The organism is Achromobacter deleyi (assembly GCF_016127315.1).
GTDB lineage: Bacteria > Pseudomonadota > Gammaproteobacteria > Burkholderiales > Burkholderiaceae_B > Achromobacter > Achromobacter insuavis_A.
This window is the reverse complement of sequence record NZ_CP065997.1, coordinates 1928279-1946498: the sequence shown is the minus strand read 5'-3', so window position 1 is coordinate 1946498 and position 18220 is coordinate 1928279. Positions and strand designations below refer to the sequence as shown.

The 18220-nt window shown below is 65.3% G+C and carries 11 protein-coding genes; 4 read left to right on the top strand and 7 right to left on the bottom strand.

From position 1 onward, the window contains the following. Positions 1-73 precede the first annotated feature (73 nt). On the bottom strand, positions 74-1066 hold the full coding sequence (locus I6I07_RS08720) for a FecR family protein (RefSeq protein ID WP_198486346.1): 993 nt from the start codon (positions 1064-1066) through the stop codon (positions 74-76). Between the two features lie 11 nt (positions 1067-1077). Then, positions 1078-1584: an RNA polymerase sigma factor gene (locus I6I07_RS08715; RefSeq protein ID WP_198486345.1), complete on the bottom strand. Its 507-nt coding sequence runs from the start codon at positions 1582-1584 to the stop codon at positions 1078-1080. A gap of 179 nt (positions 1585-1763) precedes the next feature. Here I6I07_RS08715 and tenA point away from each other — a divergent pair, with 179 nt between their 5' ends. Next, positions 1764-2426, top strand: coding sequence for a thiaminase II (gene tenA / locus I6I07_RS08710; RefSeq protein WP_198486344.1), 663 nt, complete (start codon positions 1764-1766; stop codon positions 2424-2426). 78 nt (positions 2427-2504) lie between these two features. On the opposite strand, the gene I6I07_RS08705 is transcribed toward tenA, so the two are convergent. The 5 genes from I6I07_RS08705 to I6I07_RS08685 form a co-directional block, all read right to left on the bottom strand. Further along, positions 2505-2852: a CZB domain-containing protein gene (locus I6I07_RS08705; RefSeq protein ID WP_198486343.1), complete on the bottom strand. Its 348-nt coding sequence runs from the start codon at positions 2850-2852 to the stop codon at positions 2505-2507. 213 nt (positions 2853-3065) lie between these two features. After that, the gene (locus I6I07_RS08700) at positions 3066-3722 is read right to left on the bottom strand and encodes a hypothetical protein (RefSeq protein ID WP_198486342.1); all 657 of its coding nucleotides are present in this window, start codon (positions 3720-3722) and stop codon (positions 3066-3068) included. 52 nt (positions 3723-3774) lie between these two features. Beyond that, on the bottom strand, positions 3775-4074 hold the full coding sequence (locus tag I6I07_RS08695; RefSeq protein ID WP_198486341.1) for a hypothetical protein: 300 nt from the start codon (positions 4072-4074) through the stop codon (positions 3775-3777). A gap of 121 nt (positions 4075-4195) precedes the next feature. Next, entirely contained in the window at positions 4196-12007 is a 7812-nt protein-coding gene (locus tag I6I07_RS08690; protein ID WP_198486340.1) for a hemagglutinin repeat-containing protein, read from the bottom strand. A gap of 72 nt (positions 12008-12079) precedes the next feature. After that, the gene (locus I6I07_RS08685) at positions 12080-13828 is read right to left on the bottom strand and encodes a ShlB/FhaC/HecB family hemolysin secretion/activation protein (protein ID WP_198486339.1); all 1749 of its coding nucleotides are present in this window, start codon (positions 13826-13828) and stop codon (positions 12080-12082) included. Positions 13829-14101: 273 nt separating this feature from the next. Here I6I07_RS08685 and I6I07_RS08680 point away from each other — a divergent pair, with 273 nt between their 5' ends. From I6I07_RS08680 to I6I07_RS08670, 3 genes are all read left to right on the top strand, one after another. After that, positions 14102-14863 carry a uracil-DNA glycosylase gene (locus I6I07_RS08680; RefSeq protein ID WP_198486338.1) on the top strand — a complete coding sequence of 254 codons (762 nt, stop codon included), beginning with the start codon at positions 14102-14104 and terminating at the stop codon, positions 14861-14863. A gap of 278 nt (positions 14864-15141) precedes the next feature. Next, the gene (locus I6I07_RS08675) at positions 15142-16947 is read left to right on the top strand and encodes a DEAD/DEAH box helicase (RefSeq protein ID WP_198486337.1); all 1806 of its coding nucleotides are present in this window, start codon (positions 15142-15144) and stop codon (positions 16945-16947) included. Between the two features lie 87 nt (positions 16948-17034). Beyond that, a complete protein-coding gene (locus I6I07_RS08670; protein ID WP_198486336.1) occupies positions 17035-18216 on the top strand; it encodes a class I SAM-dependent methyltransferase in 1182 nt (393 codons plus the stop codon). The last annotated feature ends 4 nt before the right edge of the window (positions 18217-18220 follow it).

Genomic DNA, 18220 nt, shown 5'->3' with positions numbered 1-18220 from the left:
GAAACCAAATGCAACGCGTCGCGGACGGCATTTTCCGCACCGACCCGCGGCGCACGCTGTCGTGCCAGCCAGATCAACGTGCCTGGATCGTCGCGACGCCATTGCCCGCGGCCTGCACCCGCACCGGCGCGATCGCGGGCAGGAGATCGAGAAACGCTTGCGGGTTGTCCACGCTGAAGACCCCGGAAATATGGATGCGCCCGACGGCCGCGTCCGCGACGCGCATGTCCATGCGGCCATAGCGGTTCATCTCGGCCACGGCATCCGCCAACGCCTGGTCGCGGAACACCACCCGGCCCGCATGCCAGGCCAGCAGGTCCGACACCGCCACCTTTTCCGTCGGCGACAATCCGCCCTGCGCCAGCGTGCGCGTGCCCTGGCCGCCGGTCAGCAACACCTGGCTGCGATGCCACCAGTGGCCGGACTGCACGGCCACGGTGCCCGAATCCACCGCCACCCGCACCTGCTCGCCATCGCGGCGCACATTGAAGCGCGTGCCCGTGACGCGGACGGTGGTCGCGCCCGTCTCCACGTAGAAAGGCCGCTGCGGGTCCGGCGTCACCGTGAAAGTGGCCTCGCCCGCCTGGAGCTCGACGACGCGGCGATCTTCGAACAGGCGCACCGACAATCGCGTCGCGGTGTTCAGGTCCACCACGGAGGCGTCCGGCAGCGCTGCCTGCATACGCTGGCCCGGTTGCGTTGCGTACTGCTGGCTGAACGCCGGCGTTCCCATGAACCACTGCGGCAGCGCCACGCCGGCAACGACCATGGCACACGCCAGTCCCAGGCCAACCCCCAAAGGCTTGCGCAAGCGGGACGCGCGCCCGGACCGCGGCGCCGGTTCGGCCGCCAGCGCCCGCAGCCTGGCCGGATCCACCAACGCAAACCCATTCCAGAGGCCGCAGGCCCGTTGGTATTCCCGCTCATGCGCCGGGTCCGCCTGCCGCCAGGCCTCGAAGCGCTGTTGCTGCGCGGCATCCATCCGCCCCGAACGGACGCGCGCGAACCAGTACGCGGCGGCATCGCGCGGGTCACGCAGGGTGTCGGGGTCGGGGGAGTCAGTCATCGCGCGGCGGGTCAATCCGGGCAGAAACGTTCGAGCTGTTCGCGCATTTCACGGGTGGCGTCCATGATATAGCGTTCAACCGTATTGAGCGCCAGGCCCATGCGCTGCGCGATTTCCGGCTGCGAATAGCCTTCCAGCCTGTGCCACACATAGGCCTGCCGCTTCTTCAGCGGCAGGCTCGCCAATGCCTGTTCCAGCGCCTCGGCCAACTGCCGCGCGCGCACGCCCGCTTCGGGATCGTGCAGCAGCGGATGGTCTTCGGCCGCCAGCATCTCCAGCGAAGTCTGCGGGTGGCGTTCCTGCCGCCGGATCTCGCTGATCAGCCGATTCTGCGTCGCCCGGTACAGATAGGACTTGGGTGCAACCGCCGCCACGTTGCCATCGCTCAACAGATGCGCCATCACATCCTGCGCCGCATCCTCCGCGTCGCAAGGACGCGAATTGCGCTTGGCCCACGAGCCCACCAGCTCGCCGTAATAGGCGAGCCAACCTTTCAGGGGGTTGGTGGGGCGAGGCATTGGGCCGAACGTCGCGTCAAGGCAAAAAGGACGGCCATATTAACAATGATTCTCAATTAATGAATACACTGGGCGCTGCCAGGCCGCGCCGCGCGTCCCCGCGCGCCCGTCTTGATACCCTTGGGTCCACCACCACGGCGCGCCCCGGCGCACCGTTCGACCCTGTCTTGAGGAATGCCATGTCTTTCAGCACCGACGCCTGGGCGCGCAATGCCGCGCTGTACGAAAAAACGCGCATCATGCCGTTCAACCAGGAACTGGCCAGCGGCCAGCTCAGCGAACAGGCGTTCCGCCACTACATGATCCAGGACGCGCATTACCTGCTGGCCTTCGGCCGCGCCCTGGCGGTTGCCGCCGCCAAGGCCGACCATGCCGACGGCGTGGTGCAGTTCGCCGACGCCGCCAAGAACGCCGTGGTGGTCGAGCGCAGCCTGCATGAGGGGTTCATGAAGCAGTTCGGCATCGACGCCGAGAGGTTCGCCAGCACGCCGCTATCGCCGGCCAGCCATCACTACACCAGCTTCCTCATCGCCACGGCGTGGAGCGCGCCTTATCCCGTGGCCCTGGCGGCGCTGCTGCCGTGCTTCTGGATCTATGCCGAGATCGGGCGCGACATCCACTCGCGCGCGACGCGTCCCAATCCCTATGGCGCGTGGATCGATACCTACGCCGGAGAAGAATTCCACACCCTGGTGCGCGAAGTGATCGCATCGGTGGACCAGGCGGCGGACAAGGCGTCGGCACAGACGCGGGATGAGATGCACCGCGCCTATACGCATGCGGCGCAGTTGGAATGGATGTTCTGGGATTCGGCGTATCGGTTGGGGGAATGGCCGGTGTGAAGAGATGCCACGGCCAGCCCCGACTGACGAATGGCGTCGATGGCGCCCACCACGCGGCGGGCGCCTGCGCCGATTCGCCTATAAATGCCGCTTGAAAGCGATGATGGCCGCGCCTACCGCGCTGGACGCTTGCGAGTACGGCGTGCCGGTGCCCATTTCCTTTTCCGCCAGATCGTATTGCTGATTGTTGATCAGCCGAGCGATCTTGCCTGCCTCGGCATGAAACACCTTGTGCTTCTGGATGATTGCGCCAAACTCCGGCTTCGCGCTGTATTTCAGCTTCCCTTCACCATATAGCCAGACCCCGAGCTGGCAACAATTGTCCTTGCCGATGGTTTCCGCATCCATCTGTTCCTTTCTGCTGATGGCGGAACGGAACTTCAACTTCCATTCGGCGTGCTTTTGAATCGATTCATCCAGGTTCATGCTTGACTCCTTCAACAGGGGCGGCAACGATCGATTTGCCCCTTGTGGACAGGGTAGAGAATCGAGACCGGGCACGACTTGTCTGGTGTCATGAGCCTGGGTTGTGGACGGCGGGAAAGGGGTGGGGGTTTGCGCGGGCGCAAGGTAATCGCGGGTGGGAGGAGATATCGGACTGAAGGTAGGACTTCATGCCATGCAGCCTGCGAGGGGTCATCATTTCCCGTACGTATCTCGAGGCTCGGCCAGTCGCAACAATCCGGACTTCGCGCACTGGTACGGGTAAGCCTCAACGCAACGCTGGCGCATCATGCGGGCCAATCGGCTGGCGAAGTGCGCGGCAATGCGTAACCCATCCTTGGTCGGCCCGCGGTTGGAATAGTCGCGCAAGGAAATGGGATAGGAATCGTCCGCCCAGCCACGATATTCGCCTGATACGGCGTCATACAGCCGCACCTTGATTCCGACTGAGGGCCCGTACTGTTGATAGCCGCCAAATCCATTGGGTTCGCCCAATGCAATCACATACTTTGCACCGATCGCCGCAGCGTCTTCTTTCATGGTCGCCGGGCGGGCGGACCTCGGATCCACCTTGCGCAGCTTGAACGTCGCCTTGATGCCCACAGCGTCCATCGCGCCGGGCAGTTCGGCGTTCAGCGCATTGCAGACGGCCTCGGCCGCGTACAACGCTGGTAGTGCGATGCCAGCTCCGATCCAGCCCGTATCGTTGATTTCCCTCTGGTAATCGCAATCGGAGCTATAGATCAGCACAGGGGTGATGACTTCGCTCGGATCAGGATTGGTGGCCAGAGGTTGGGGAGGCGAACCCATGATGAAAGAGCAGCCCGAAGTCAGCAACAGGGTTGCTGACAACAAAACCCGCTTTAATCGAGAAGCACATCCATAGCCGACCCAAGTTCGAGCATCAGTCACATACGGATCCCGGGTATTCCATGAATATGGAATACGTTGCAAATCCATTATTTTCTGGCGACTTAATTTCGTACTGCTCCCGCCCGCGGCAGAATATATTTCTCCCTGGCATGGACATATCGACCGCACCAACGCTTTCGAAAATTTTCTCATTTCTGGCTCTGACATCGGCAGACCAACCGGATGCCGAAAACTTCAAAACGATTTGCACCACAGCCCCGGGCTTGACAAATTTATCTTCCGATAAAACTGTCCCATTTTCTAGTTTCACCGATTCAACCAGATCACTCATTTTTTCCGAGACACCGGCAACATCTCTGGGAGCCCTAAAGACCATGTAAACCATCAACACCGACCAAAAGACAATCCAGAAAAAAATCAGCCCTCGCGATATTCTTATTTTCATGAAATCCCTATTTAAAGAAAGGCAGCCGAACGCCCGTGTCATTTCCGTATCCCACGCCTGCACCAAATCCAGGGGTACCGGCTCCAATTTCGACAGATGTAGCGCCCCCAATCGAGTGGTTCAGCCCGACACAAACGCCCGCACAATAGGAACCTTGAATACTGGCACCCTGCAAATAACGATTAACTATATCGGCTCGCTCACTGGCGACTCGTTTTATGTTCTCTGCTATAGAGCCAAACATCATATTTGCACCGACAGACACTGGCACGGCTCCACTACCCGCCAGATAAATTCTCCCGTCATAGAAATTTATCGTAATTGACGCAGCCAACCCAAGAAAAGCGATTTGCGCAGTCATGTAATCAGGACGGCTGTACTCATTGCCGGGACGGCCATATGGGATTCCAGCCTGGCAATCACCATTACCATTGCCACATCGCGGCGCCTTAGAGCCTCCAATGTACTCACCTTGCCAAGCCAATCTGCCATAGGGAGACGACATTCCAGAGAGAGCTTTAACCGAATCAGAAAAGCTCGCATACCCAGAATAACTAAAATCTCCCAACGCCTGCATTGATTTTACCCATGCATGCTCTTGTGAATACTTAAGAATTTCCGTCTCACTGACATAGTTTTGATTGAACAGCGGACTACCCTCCGGAAATTCGGCCCAACATTTGACCTCATAGCAAGCAGCCTTGATTAAACGCTGCTCTTTGGCCGAATCGCCATTTGCCTCAATTTTTATCCTCTCCAGCTCCGAGACATGGAGTTGACGATTAAAGCTATCCGCTACGGCCGCTCCCCCAGCACCACTTAATCCCCCAACAACACCCCCGGCTGCGCTGGCGACCACGCTTGTTATTACCTTGGCAACCTGATTGCGCATTTCCACCGGAAGATCAGCCACAGCGCGTGCAATTTCATCCCTCACCAGATCACTCGCAAGATCGCCCGCAATAGTTCCTGCTATCGCACCAGCAACATTCCCTCCTCCCAAAGCGGCCCCAACCCCCGCCACTGCGGCGTGCAACGCTATCGCCCCTTTTTTTCCCTCGCCCCAGATTTCCGGATCCTTCTTCGCCAGATCTTTTAATACATCCCCCGCAATCTGCATCCCCAACTGCCCAAACGCCTGCTGGAACTCCAGTTGCTCGCGAACCTTATCCTTATCGAAAATCTTCCCAATACTGCCGTTCGCACCCTCGGTGTCACGGCTCAGCCCGGCCGTGCTATCCCGCCCCGTGTCCTTGTCCGAACGCACCTCGATCGTGCCCGCCGACACAGCCGCGCGGGTAGTGCCTGATGCGCTGCCGCTGGTACTCGCGAAGCTCAAACCCGATGGGCCGCCACCCAAGGCATCGCCCTTGTTCGGTTTGTCGAACGCGCCGGACATGCCCAGGTTGATACCGACCGTGGTGGACTTGTAATCCGCCTTGTTATGCAGGTTGCTGAACCCCAACGTCTCGGTGGACAACCAGTTTTTCATGGCATCAGCGTCACTGGCGATGACGGCGCCGTCCAACTGCGTGTGCTTTCCAACGTAGATGTCGTAACCCCCGGAGCCCGCAAATAAGCCCGTCTGCTCGATCACACTGTCATAGTTGGACTTGGTCTTGCCGATGCTCGCACCGAGATAGGCGTTGCCCGTCATCGACCCAAAACTGAAGCTGGCCCCGGCATTGGCCTGTTTTTGCTTGGCGTCATAGCGATCCGAATCCTGCTGGCTCGCCAGAATCAGGTTGCGGCCGATATCGGCGCGGATACTGTCCGCGCGCGCCTGGGCGCCCTCGAGCACGGTGTCACGGCCGGAGATCAGCGTCAGGTTGTCGCGCGCGCTGACCTGAGTCTCGCGATACGTCGTGCCGTTCCCCTTGGCGTTGCCGCTTCCGACGTAACCGCTGGCAAAGATATTGATGCCGCCGCCGCTACCGCTATCAGAGACACCGATACCAACGCCGACCTTCCAGCCGCTGTTCTTATTGGTGGAGACTTCCGTCGATGTCTGGGCCTGACTTTGCAGCATCAGGTCATTGGTGGCCGCCAGCAATACATTCTTGCCGGCTAGGTCGCTGCCGATGATGGAAAGATTCCCCGAGCCGGCAACGCCCTTTTCGCCCAAAGCGATGATGGAGATATTGCCGCCCGCCATGACGGAAGAGCCGAAGGCGGTTTCCTGTGTGCGCTTCGTTTCGCTGACAGACTTGCTGGAGCCAAGGCTGATCTGGATCTGGGCACTGGCGGCTTCCTTCTGCGCCACCGACGCGTTGTCCGCCTTTGCGGCGTCCATCATCCGGTTGGCCTGCACTGCCTGATAGGCCGCCTGCCCTACCTTGACCGCGGCCAGCCTACCGCTCTTGGCGTCGCCAGCTTGCTGCAAGGTGCCCTGAATCTGCTGGGCAGCGCCCAACATGCCGCCTGCCACGCCAATGGTCAGGCCGGACTGTTTGAACTCGTGATACTCATGCTGGCGTGCTTCGCCCACGCCGGCAATGATCGCGACGTTGCTGCCGACGATGGAGATGTTGCCGTCCTGGGCCAGCAGGTTGCTCGCCATGATGCCAACATCACGTCCCGCGTCGATGGTGAGGTTGCCGCCGGCACTGCCGATCGTGCTGGCCGAATAGCCACCGCTGGCCCCTTTCATCCAGTCAGTGCGTTCCTGCTTGTTGTAGCCGATGCTGAATCCACCGCCTCCGCCAAAGCCCGACTTCTTGATCTTCTCGTACTGATAGTCCTTGTAGGTTTCGTCCTTGGCCAGGACCTGCAGATCTCTGCCAACCGCGATTTCGACATCGCGATCACCGACGATATTCGAGCCGACGACAGTCATGTCGCGTCCGGCCAGTATCGCGACCGTATCGCCACCAAAGGTCGAACTCACGCCCTTGGTCCACTCCGTCTCGCGGATGCGGTGCGTCGTCTTGCTGGAAAGGAAGCCTTTCGTCTTGTAGTAGATCTCGTTGTACGTGTAGCCACTGGCATCGCCCGCCAGCACATTGATGTCGCGCCCCGCGCCCACCGCCAATTGCTTGTCCGACGCCACCTGCGCGGCAATGGCATTGACGTCCCGCACAGCCATCAGCGTCAGGTTTCCGCCCGCGGCGATCTGCGTACCGATATCTTCCGTCGTACGCATCTCCGACCGGTTCTTCTTGCCGAAGTTGAACGATTCTCCGTAGCTCGTCCCCGCAGCAGTCAGGTTGATATCGTTGCCGGCGCGAATGCTCGCGTCACCGCTGGCGACGATGGCGGCGGCCTGGGCGTTGACGTCGCGGCCCGCCTGCGCATTCAGCGTTCCGGCGTCGATACGGGCAACCCCGTCGACGATGGTGTTGCTGATTCCGCCACGCACGTTCGATTGGGTGCTGGCCGTGAGGTTGATGTCGCGGCCCGCGGTCAGCGTGACGCCGTCACCCTTGAGCAGCCCGGCCAGGTTGTCGATATCGTTGCGCGCATTCAGGTTGACGGTCTTGCCCTGGATCGTGCCCACGGTGTTGCGCACGTTCTGCGCATCGACCACCAACGCGTTGCGCGCGCCGAGGGTGCCGCTGTTGGTTACGTCGCCCGTCGCGCTGATCTGCGTGTCGCGACCGGCGATCAGCGTGCCATCACCGCGCAGGTCGCCCGGCTTGACGGCCAGGTAGACCTGCGGCGCCAGCACCTTCTGCTGCGTGCCGTCGGGCAGCGTGACGGTCTGCTCCACCATCCAGACGATGTCGCTGGTCAGGTGGCGCATCTGCTCTTCGGTGAGCGCGGTGCCCACGGCCAGGCCGAACTGGTGGGCGAAGTCGGCGCCGGCGGTAAGCAGCGCCTTGTACTGGGTTTCGTTGTCGGTGTAGTCGCCGACAAAGCGCTGGCCGGTGGCCAGCATGACCTGCTCGGCCACCAGCTTCTGCTCATAGAAGCCGTCGCCCAGGCGCTTGAGGATATGGCCGGGGTCCTGGTTCAGTTTCTCCAGCAGGAAGTCGCTGGACACCACGGTGCGCGAGCCGATGAACTGACTGTCGGTGGCGATCAGGTAAGGCGCGTTGGGCGCCGTGACGACCTGGTACAGCTTGCTGGTCGGAATGGTCGGCGGCAGCACGACGACGGCGATGGTCTGGTTGCCGGGTAGCGTGATGCGCGTCAGAGTAGCCGGCGGCAGCGCCTGGACGACGTTGCTGGAACCTGGCGTCTGGCCGGACGGCGCGACGGCGGCGCCGCCTTGCGCGGCGCCCAGGCCGGTCTCGATGCGTTCGGCCAGGACGGTGGCGTTGTAGTCGGAACGGTTGTACTTGCGGGAGTCGTTCTTCTCGTAGGTGTAGGCCATGGTGCCGACACGGTCGACCGTGCGCAGCCCCTCGGCGCCAACGTTGCTCAGCGTGCCGCCCTCGGTTTTCAGGGTGCCGCCGGCGAGAATGCGGCTCTTGTCGTTGACGACGTTGCCGGAAAAGCGCGCGTTGCCGCCGACGATGATCTTGCCCGGATCGCTCTGCGTGATGCGGGTCTCGCGCGTGATCTGGGTCACCTGGTAGAAGGTGAAGTCCTTGATCATGCGGCTGCCGCGGAAGTCGGCGTTGAAGGCCTTGATCTTGTCGTTCAGCGTGTCGTACAGCACCAGGTCGTGGTCGTACTGGGCCTGTTGCTGGGCCAGGTCCGCGGGGCAGCGCCAGCCGCAGTCGTCGGGCGACGGCGGCCGCCTGATACCGCTGGGGCGCTCCACTTCGAATACGGACCAGATCTTGGCGTCCGGCTTGTAGAGAAACTGGGCAGGATTCGTGTAGCAGTTGCCCGCGTCACCGCCACTGCAGTCATAGATCTCCGGAATGTACGCCAGGCCGATCGGCGCGCTGACACCCGCACGCCCCTGCTGGTCCTCCTGGATGTTGCTGTAATCAAACGGCGGCCCATACTGGCTTTCCGGATAACGCGCCGACGGCATCAGCAGGCGCCGCTCGTCGTACTGCCCCATCCAGCTGGGGTCGCGGCCGCAGATGGACTTGACGGTGTTGCAGAACCACATGCCTTCGCCATCGACGATGTCGGTGGTGCCGTCCAGGCGATAGAACCATTTGGCTTCGCGGCCGACCTCGACGCTTTCGCTGGCGAAGTGCAGGTTGCGGTTCTGGATGCTGGCCGCGGCGATGTCGGCGTTGCGCTCGACCTCGATGGTGGCGGACTCGTTGGACAACAGGGTGGCCTGGCCGACGGCCTTGCCGGTGGCGTCCAGCGTGCCGCCCACCCGCAGGTCGCCCGCGACATAGATCAGGGCGTGCTCGCGGTTGGTCAGCGTGCCCACGCCCAGGTCCATGTCGCCGCGCGAGGCGATGACGGCGTTGGGCTCGTTCTGCAACAGCGGCGTCTTGATGCCGATGCGATCGCCGTAGATGCGGCCGGTGTTGAGCAGATTGCCGGCGTTGATAAGCGTGTAGCCGCCGTCGATCAGGCCGGCGTTGGCCAGCAGGCCGCCAATGATCAGTTCGTTGTTGCGCACCGCGATCAGTTCGCCGCCGGCGCGGTTGGTCAGCGTGTCGGCGGTGATCTTCAGGTCCTGGCCCGAATGGATCTTTCCGTCGTTGTCGAGGTTGCCGGTGACCAGTTCCAGCGAGGCGCCGGCGGTCAGGGCGCCGCCGCCGTTGGCCAGGCTGCTGAACGCGAGCTTGGCATTGGCGTCGGACGACACGTTGCCGCGCGCGTTGTCGAGCGCGCCGGTGGTCAGGCCAAGGTCCTGGCCGGCGCCGATGCGGCCGGCCTGGTTGTCGATGGAACCGGCGTTCAGCGTGACCTGCTTGCCCATCAGTCCGAGGGCGCCGGCGGCCGTGCCGCCCGCGCCCGCGACGCCGTTGGCGAGCGTGTCGCGATTGCTCAGGCTGCCGGCGTTGAGGACCAGCGCGTTGTCGGCCTGGATCAGGCCGGCGTTGTTGTCCAGCAGGCGCTGCGTCTTGAGCGTGAGGCCATTGGCGGCGACGATGCCGCGGCGGTTGACGAGGCGCTGCGCGTCCAGCGTGGCCAGGCCTTGGGCGGCGATGGTGCCGCCGGTGTTGTCGATCGCGCCGGAGGTCGTGACATCCAGCGCGCCGCCGCTGGCGATCTTGCCGTCGGCATTGGCGAGGCTGCCCGCCTTGAGGTCGGCCGTGCCGCCATACAGGCCGCCGCCCTGGTTCTGCAGGACGCCGCTGTTGGTGACGGCGAGCTTGCCGTCGGCTTGGGCGATGCCGCCGCGGTTGTCGAGGCTGGCCGACTGGAGGTCGGCGCTGCCGCCGAGCAGCTTGCCGCCACGGTTGTCGATCGCGCCGGCCGTCTCGACGCGCAGGGCGTCGTTGGCCTGGACCGAGCCGCCCTGGTTGTCGATGCCGTCGGCGCCGCGCAGCGCCACGCTCTGGCCCGAGACCACGCCGCCCGCCGCGTTGACCACGGACCGGCCGCGCAGGTCGACCGCGCCGGCGCCGGCCAACGTGCCGCCGGTGTTGTCGATGGCGCCGGTCACCTGGACGCCAAGCGCCGCGCCGCTGGTGAGCTTGCCGCTGGCGTTGTCCAGGTTGGCGGCGCGCAACGCCACCGAACCGCCATAGACCGCGCCGCCACGGTTGGTGATTGCGCCCGAGGCGTCCAGGGTCAACGCGCCGCCGGCGACGAGTTTGCCGCCCGACAGGCCCAGCACATTCGCGGTGACGGTGGCATCGCCGCCCGCCACCAGCGTGCCGGGATTGAGCAGCTGGTCCACCTGCGCGCTCAGCGCGCCGAGCGGGCTGATGGCGCCATCGGCCTGCAGGCCCGCCGTGAGCGCGCCGCGGTTCTCCAGCTGGCGCGCCACGATGCTGGCGTTGCCGGCCGAGGACATGGCCTTGTTGTTGAGGACCCTGGCGGCGGCGTTCAAGCCGAGCGCGCCGCCCGCGACGACCGTGCCGTCGTTGACGATGTCGCGGGCGCTTTGCACCGACAGGTCGGTGGCCGCCTGCAGGCGGCCCGACGGCATGATCCTGACATCGCCGTTGGCGCTGACGGTGAGCTTGCCGGTCAGTGCGGCCAGGTTGCCGCCGATGTTCACGCCCACGCCGGCTTCGGTGCCGATGAGGCGGATGCTGTTGGCATACATGCCGCCCAGCGCGGCGACGTCCAGCGCCACGCCGGTGCCCGCGCCGGCGCCGGTCAGGGCCGAGACGTCGATGCCGTCATAGCCCACCCGCGCCGCGCCCGCCACCACGTTGAGGTTGTTGGCCCAGACCTGGGCATTCAGTTCCAGCGTGCGCGCCATCAGGTCGAGCTGGCTGAGGTTGGCGCCGTACAGGCCGGCGCCTTCAATGCCCAGGCGGCCGCCAGTGATGTCGAAACCCAGCGTGCCATCCGGACCGATGACCGGCTTTCCGGTGGTCAGCGTGGCGCGGTTGGCGTTGAGGAAGCCGCAGCCGTTGCAGGTGATGCCGGCCGGGTTGGCGACGATGACGTTGGCGCGGTTGCCGGCCACTTCCAGCATGCCCATCAGCTGCGACGGATTGGGCGCCGTCACCTGGTTCAGGATGGTGGTGGCGCGCTGGTTGCCCAGCATCGGATTGCCCGCCACCTGCCCGGCCACCTGCGTCTGGCTGGCCGCGCCGCTGTTGTTCAGCACCACGCCCGAGGGGCCGACGTTGAACTGGGTGAAGCGGTTGTTCGACACTCCGCCGGCCGACGGCGGCGCGATGTTGACCACCGGCACGCCATCGGTCACGCCCACCACGGGCTTCTGGCCCGGCACGTTCTTGTCGACGGAGATGGGCAGTGTCTGCGCCAGGACGGGCGTCCAGATCTGCGTGTACAGCACCAACCAGACAACTGCGGAGCGAAGCTTGGACATGACGTGGCGACTCTCGGTAAGCGTGAAGCAACTGGCGGACTACCGGGCTGGGGCAGGCGGGCCCCGACCGGGCTAGAACTCGAACATCAGCGTGGCGGCGAAGACCGTGCTTTGCGTCTTCAGGTTGTCGGGCTTTTTCAGGGGCCAGCCGGCCGACAGGTCATAGCTGGCGTTGATCGCATTGGCGACACCCGGCACGGCGATGCGGCCGCGCAGGCCCGCCACCGCGCCCACCAGGGTGCGGCTGGCCAGGTATTGCGCCGCCGGACCGCCCACGCGGCCGGCGTCCAGGCCCGCGTACAGCTGCTGGCCCAGGTTGCCCAGGTTCAGCGACAGGTCATTGCGCAGGGTCCATCCGTCTTCGGCAGCCAGGGTCATCTGGCCGTCGAAGCCGCGCACCGCGTAGCGGTTGCCGATGGTGAAGTAGTCGGCGGGCACGACCGGCGTGCGGGCGTGCTGGATCTGCCAGTTGGCCTGGTAGGCCAATTGCTGCCCCGCCACCTTGAAGGGCAGGTACAGGCCGGCGTTGGCCGTCAGGATGGTGCTGCGGCCATTCCATTCCGGGTCGCCGTAGACGTAGCCGGGCTGGTCGGAGAACTGCGGCAGCGTGCCGCGCACCCCGCCGCCGATGTCCAGCACGAGCTGGTCGATGTAGTGGCGGTGGCCGTAGCTGAATTCGTAGCCGACCACGTCGCGCCGCTGCACCTCGATGTCGATGTCGTTGAGCGTGCTGCTGGCGCGCTTGCGCAGGAACTTCAGCATGGCGGTGCCCTTGTAGCTGGCGCCGCGGTAGGGCACCACCGACACGCCCGCCTCCAGCTGCTTGCTGGTGCCGCCATAGACGATGGGCTCATCGAAGCCGGCCACGGTCTGGCGGTAGCGCGACTTGCTGGCGCCGGCGAACAGGGTCCAGTAGCCGAACGGGATGCTGTAGTTGATGGAGGCGGCGCGCGAGCCGGCGTCGCCGTTGCGCAGGTCGGCGTTGCTGTTCCAGGAGACCGACAACTGGTCGTACAGGAACAGCGGCGAATCGAGCGTGAGGCCGGCGTTGACCTGGTTCTTGCCGGTGGACTCCATGCCGGCGTTGTCGCCGCCCACGTAGGCGTGCCAGCGCTTGCCAGTGCCGGGCTTGATGATGATGTCCGAGTCGCCCAGTTCGGGGCCGGGCGCCACGTCGATGGAGGCGTCGGCCTGGCCGGCCAGCCGGCGGATGTTCTCCAGCGCCTGATCCAGGTCGCGCTGGTTGACGTCGCCGCCGGGCCAGGTGGGCAGCGCGGTGCGCCACCAGCCGGGCGCGCCCTCGCTCTTGACGCCAGAGATACGTCCCGGCACATAACGCAGGGTCAGCGTGCCGGCGGCCAGCGATTGCTCCGGCACCAATACACGGGCGGTGATCAGGCCACGGTCGATCAGGCGCGCCATCAGGTGCTCTTGCAGGACGCGCAGCCCTTGGCCGCCGATGCATTGGCCCAGCGCCGCCTCGCTGTCGCGGCGCAGCGCGACGGGCGGGTCCGCGCCGTCCCAGGTCACCTGGCCGATCGTGAAGCACGGTGATTCCTGGGGGAACACCAGCGGGCCTTCGCCCGCGACGGCGGGCGGCGCCGACAGCACATCCGGCCGCTCGGCGGCGCGAGCGCGCTGGGCGTCCAGCTCCTGCTCCTGACGGCGTTGGATGTCGTTGGCGCGCGTGGCGGCCTCCGCGGGCAAGGATTGCGCGGCCAGGGGAGGCAGGAAGGTCAGGAAGGCGATGGATGAAACGCACAGCGCCAGGCAGGGAAGCAGCCTCTGCCGGAGGCGGCTTCGCGATACGATGGTATGCACTTGTTTCTTATTGAAATTACCGGTTTCTCTCCATAACGGAGTGAAATCGAATTAATTAAGCGCATATTTCAATTTATGCCAGCTTTTTCGCGGATTTTCTGGCGACAATCGAGAATATGCAGAGCAGGAACGGTTGCCAGACAGTTACATGCAATTACGCTGATAAGTAAGCGAGCCCAGCCTCCGCTGGCGATGGGAACCGTCTGAAATTGCACGGGAACCACGCCTTGCCGGCAACGCTCGCGCGGCTCGCGCTGTGCCAAAATCGCGCCCATGCCGATCGACAACCGCCTGATTCCCTCCGCCCTCGCCGCCCAGACGGCGCAATTGCCCGCCGCCTGGCAGGCCGCCCTGCGGGCCCCGCGCGTCGCCGCGGCGCTGGCGGCCGTGACCGCCCATGTGGAAAAGCGCCTGGCCGAAGGCGCAGTGGTGTATCCGGCCGAGCCGTTTCGCGCCCTGCACGGGCTGGCGCCGTCGGATGTGCGGGTGGTGATCCTGGGACAGGATCCGTATCACGGCCCCGGCCAGGCGCAGGGGCTGGCGTTCTCCGTGCCGGACGATTGCAAGCGCCCGCCCAGCCTGCGCAACATCTTCAATGAGATTGCCCAGGAATATCCGGGCACGCCGCTGCCGGCCGGCAACGACCTCACTGCGTGGACCGAACAGGGCGTGCTGCTGCTGAACACCGCGCTGACGGTGGAGGACGGCCAGCCCGCGTCGCACGCCAAGCGCGGCTGGGAAACGGTGACGGACGCACTGATCGCGCGGGTGGCCGAGGACCCGTCGCCCAAGGTGTTCATGCTGTGGGGCGCCCATGCCCAGGCCAAGCAGGCGTTGCTTCCCGACAACAGCGGCCATCTGGTCCTGATGTCGAATCATCCCTCGCCCTTGTCCGCCCGGCGCCCGCCCGTGCCGTTCCTGGGTTGCGGCCACTTCCTGGCGACCAACCGGTGGCTGGCCGACCAAGGGAAAAACCCTATTGATTGGGGGCTGGACAAAAAAACAATTCCCATGCAAGGCGAATTCGGGTTATGATCGCCGCACTGCACCAAACGAGTTCGGCATTTACCGCCTTGATTTAGCGGAAATTTCAGCAGTCTGCCGGGCAACCAAGCCCAGGCCCATGCCGAACATCATCGATTCCTGACCTCCTTTCCTTTCGCCCTGCGTTCCAAGCAGTATTACGGGAACGCGCCACGCGCACGGTTGATTCGGTCGGCACGATGCTCCATCAACCGTCGCCTGGATCCGGCCGCCTAATCCCCTGGCCCGACCAAGCACTGCGTCGCATTTGATCGCGGCAAGGGAAAGTTATGTCTTTCGAAAACCTGGGCCTCGCGCCCGCTCTGTTGTCGGCCCTGCAAGAAGCGGGCTTCAGCACCCCCACCTCCGTGCAAGCTTCGGCCATTCCGCAAGCGCTGGCCGGCCACGACCTGATGGTGTCCTCGCAGACGGGTAGCGGCAAGACCGCCGCCTTCATGCTGCCGGCGCTGCACCGCATCGCCCAGATGCCCGCCAACAAGGGCGTCGGCGTGCAAGTGCTGGTGCTGGCCCCGACCCGCGAACTGGCCCTGCAAGTCACCGAAGCCACCGCCACCTACGGCCGCAAGCTGGCCGACCTGCGCACCGCCACCGTTGTCGGCGGCATGCCCTACGGCGCCCAACTGAAGGCGCTGTCGCGCCGCGTCGACGTCCTGGTCGCCACGCCGGGCCGCCTGATCGACCACCTGCAAGCCGGCCGCGTCAAACTCAACACCGTGCACACGCTGGTGCTGGACGAAGCCGACCGCATGCTGGACATGGGCTTCATCGAAGATATCGAAACCATCATCAGCCGCCTGCCGGCCGAACGCCAGACGCTGCTGTTCTCGGCCACCCTGGACGGCACCGTTGCCAAGCTGGCCGCGCGCATGATGCGCGACCCGCAGCGCATCGAGATCGCCGGCGCCAAGGAAAAGCACACCAACATCACGCAGAGCCTGCTGTACGCGGACGACGCCAGCCACAAGATGCAGCTGCTGGACCACGTCCTGCGCGACGCCTCGCTGGACCAGGCCATCGTCTTCACGTCGACCAAGCGCGGCGCCGATGATCTGGCCGACCGCCTGGCCGACCAGGGCTTTGCCGCCGCCGCCCTGCACGGCGACATGAACCAGCGCCAACGCACTCGCACGCTGTCGCAACTGCAACGCGGCCAGCTGCGCATCCTGGTGGCCACCGACGTGGCCGCCCGCGGCATCGACGTGCAAGGCATCAGCCACGCCGTCAACTTCGACCTGCCGATGCAGGCCGAAGACTACGTGCACCGCATCGGCCGTACCGGCCGCGCCGGCCGCAACGGCCTGGCATTCACGCTGGCCACGCACTCCGAGCGCCACAAGGTGCGCCGCATCGAGCACTACATCGGCCAGTCCATCACGCCCGAAGTGATTGCCGGCCTGGAACCCAAGCGCACCCCGCGTCCCTCGACCGGCGGCGCGCCGCGCGGCGGCAAGCCTTTCGGCAAGCGTCCGGGCGGCTTCGGCGGCGGCTACCAGGGTCACCGTGAAGGCGGTTCGCGTGAAGGCCGTTCGTTCGGCGGCCCGCGTGGCGAATTCAAGCCGCGTGAAGGCGGTTACCAGGGCGCCCGCGAAGGCGGCGCCGCCGGTGGCTACCAAGGCAATCGCCCGTTCGGCGACCGCCCGGCCCGTTCGTTCGGCGATCGTCCGAGCTTCGGCGATCGTCCCCAGCGCGAAGGCGGCTACCAGGGCAATCGTCCCTTCGGCGACCGCCCGCAGCGTGAAGGCGGCTTCCGTGGCGGCGACCGTGATTCGCGTCCGAGCCACAGCAATGACCGCGCCAGCTTCGGCGACCGTCCCAGCTTTGGCGACCGCCCGCAGCGCGATCCGCGTCCGTTCAACGAGCGCGCCCCGCGTGAAGGCGGCTTCCGTGGCGGCGACCGCGATTCGCGTCCGAGCTTCAGCGATCGCCCCAGCTTCGGCGACCGTCCGCAGCGCGAAGGCGGCTTCCGCGGCGGTGACCGCCCGGAAGGCGGCTTCCGTGACCGTCCCAGCTTCGACAAGCGCCCCGGCGGCCCCGCCAAGCGCTTCAGCAAGCCGGCCGGCGCCCGCCGCGGCTAAGCCCTGATCGGCACCCAACAAACCCCGCGCCTGTCGCGGGGTTTGTTTTTTGGGAAAATGCCTTATTCACGACGCCCTTCTTTCGCCATGCAACGCCCCGCCCCTGCCAACCTGCCCCCGCTCTCCCCCGCCGACCAGGCCCACAGCGACGCTGCCACCGCGCACCTGCGCGCCGCGATCGCCGCCGCTTCCGGCTGGCTGCCGTTCGATCACTGGATGGCCGAGGCGCTGTATGCGCCGGGATTGGGCTACTACGCGGCGGGCAACGTCAAGCTGGCGCAAGCCGATGCGCGCGCGCCCGCCGGGGATTTCGTCACGGCGCCGCAACTGACGCCGCTGTTCGCGCGCACCCTGGCGCGCCAGGCGGCCCAGGTGCTGCGCCAGACCGATACCCAGACGGTGCTGGAGTTCGGCGCCGGCACCGGCGCGCTGGCCGAAGGCGTGCTGCGCGAGCTGGATGCGCAGGGGCTGCAGGATACGCAGTACCTGATTCTCGAAGTCTCGGCCGACCTGCGCGCGCGCCAGGCCGAGCGGCTGGCGCCGTTCGGCGACCGGGTGCGCTGGCTGGACACGCTGCCCACGGGCTTTCGCGGTTGCGTGCTGGCCAACGAGGTGCTGGATGCCATGCCGGTATCGCTGTTCCGCTGGAGCGAGGACGGCGCGGTGCTGGAACGCGGCGTGGCGCTGGACGCCGCGCAGGATTTCGTCTGGGAAGACCGGCCGGCACCGCCGCGCCTGGCCGAAGCGGTAACGGCGCGCATGCCGGCGCTGCCGGGCTATGTGTCCGAAATCAACCTGCAGGCCGAGGCCTGGCTCGATAGCATGAGCGGCTGGCTGGAACAGGGCGCGGCGCTGTTGATCGACTACGGTTTTCCGCGCAGCGAGTACTACCACCCGCAACGCGCCGGCGGCACGCTGATGTGCCATCTGCGCCACCACGCGCACGGCGACCCGTTCACCGCCCCCGGCCTGCAGGACATCACGGCGCACGTCGACTTCACCGCCATGGCGGACGCGGCGCAGGCGGCCGGCCTGCAGGTGCTGGGCTACACCTCGCAGGCGCGCTTCCTGATGAACGCCGGGCTGATGGAATTGCTGGCGCAGCTGGATCCGACCGATGCGCAGGCCTACGCGCAGGCGGTGGCGCCGGTGCAGAAGCTGCTGTCGGAAGCCGAGATGGGCGAACTGTTCAAGGTGCTGGCGGTGGGCCGCGGCATCACGCAACCGCTGATCGGCTTTGCCCGCGGCGACCGTCTCGGCAAGCTGTAGGACG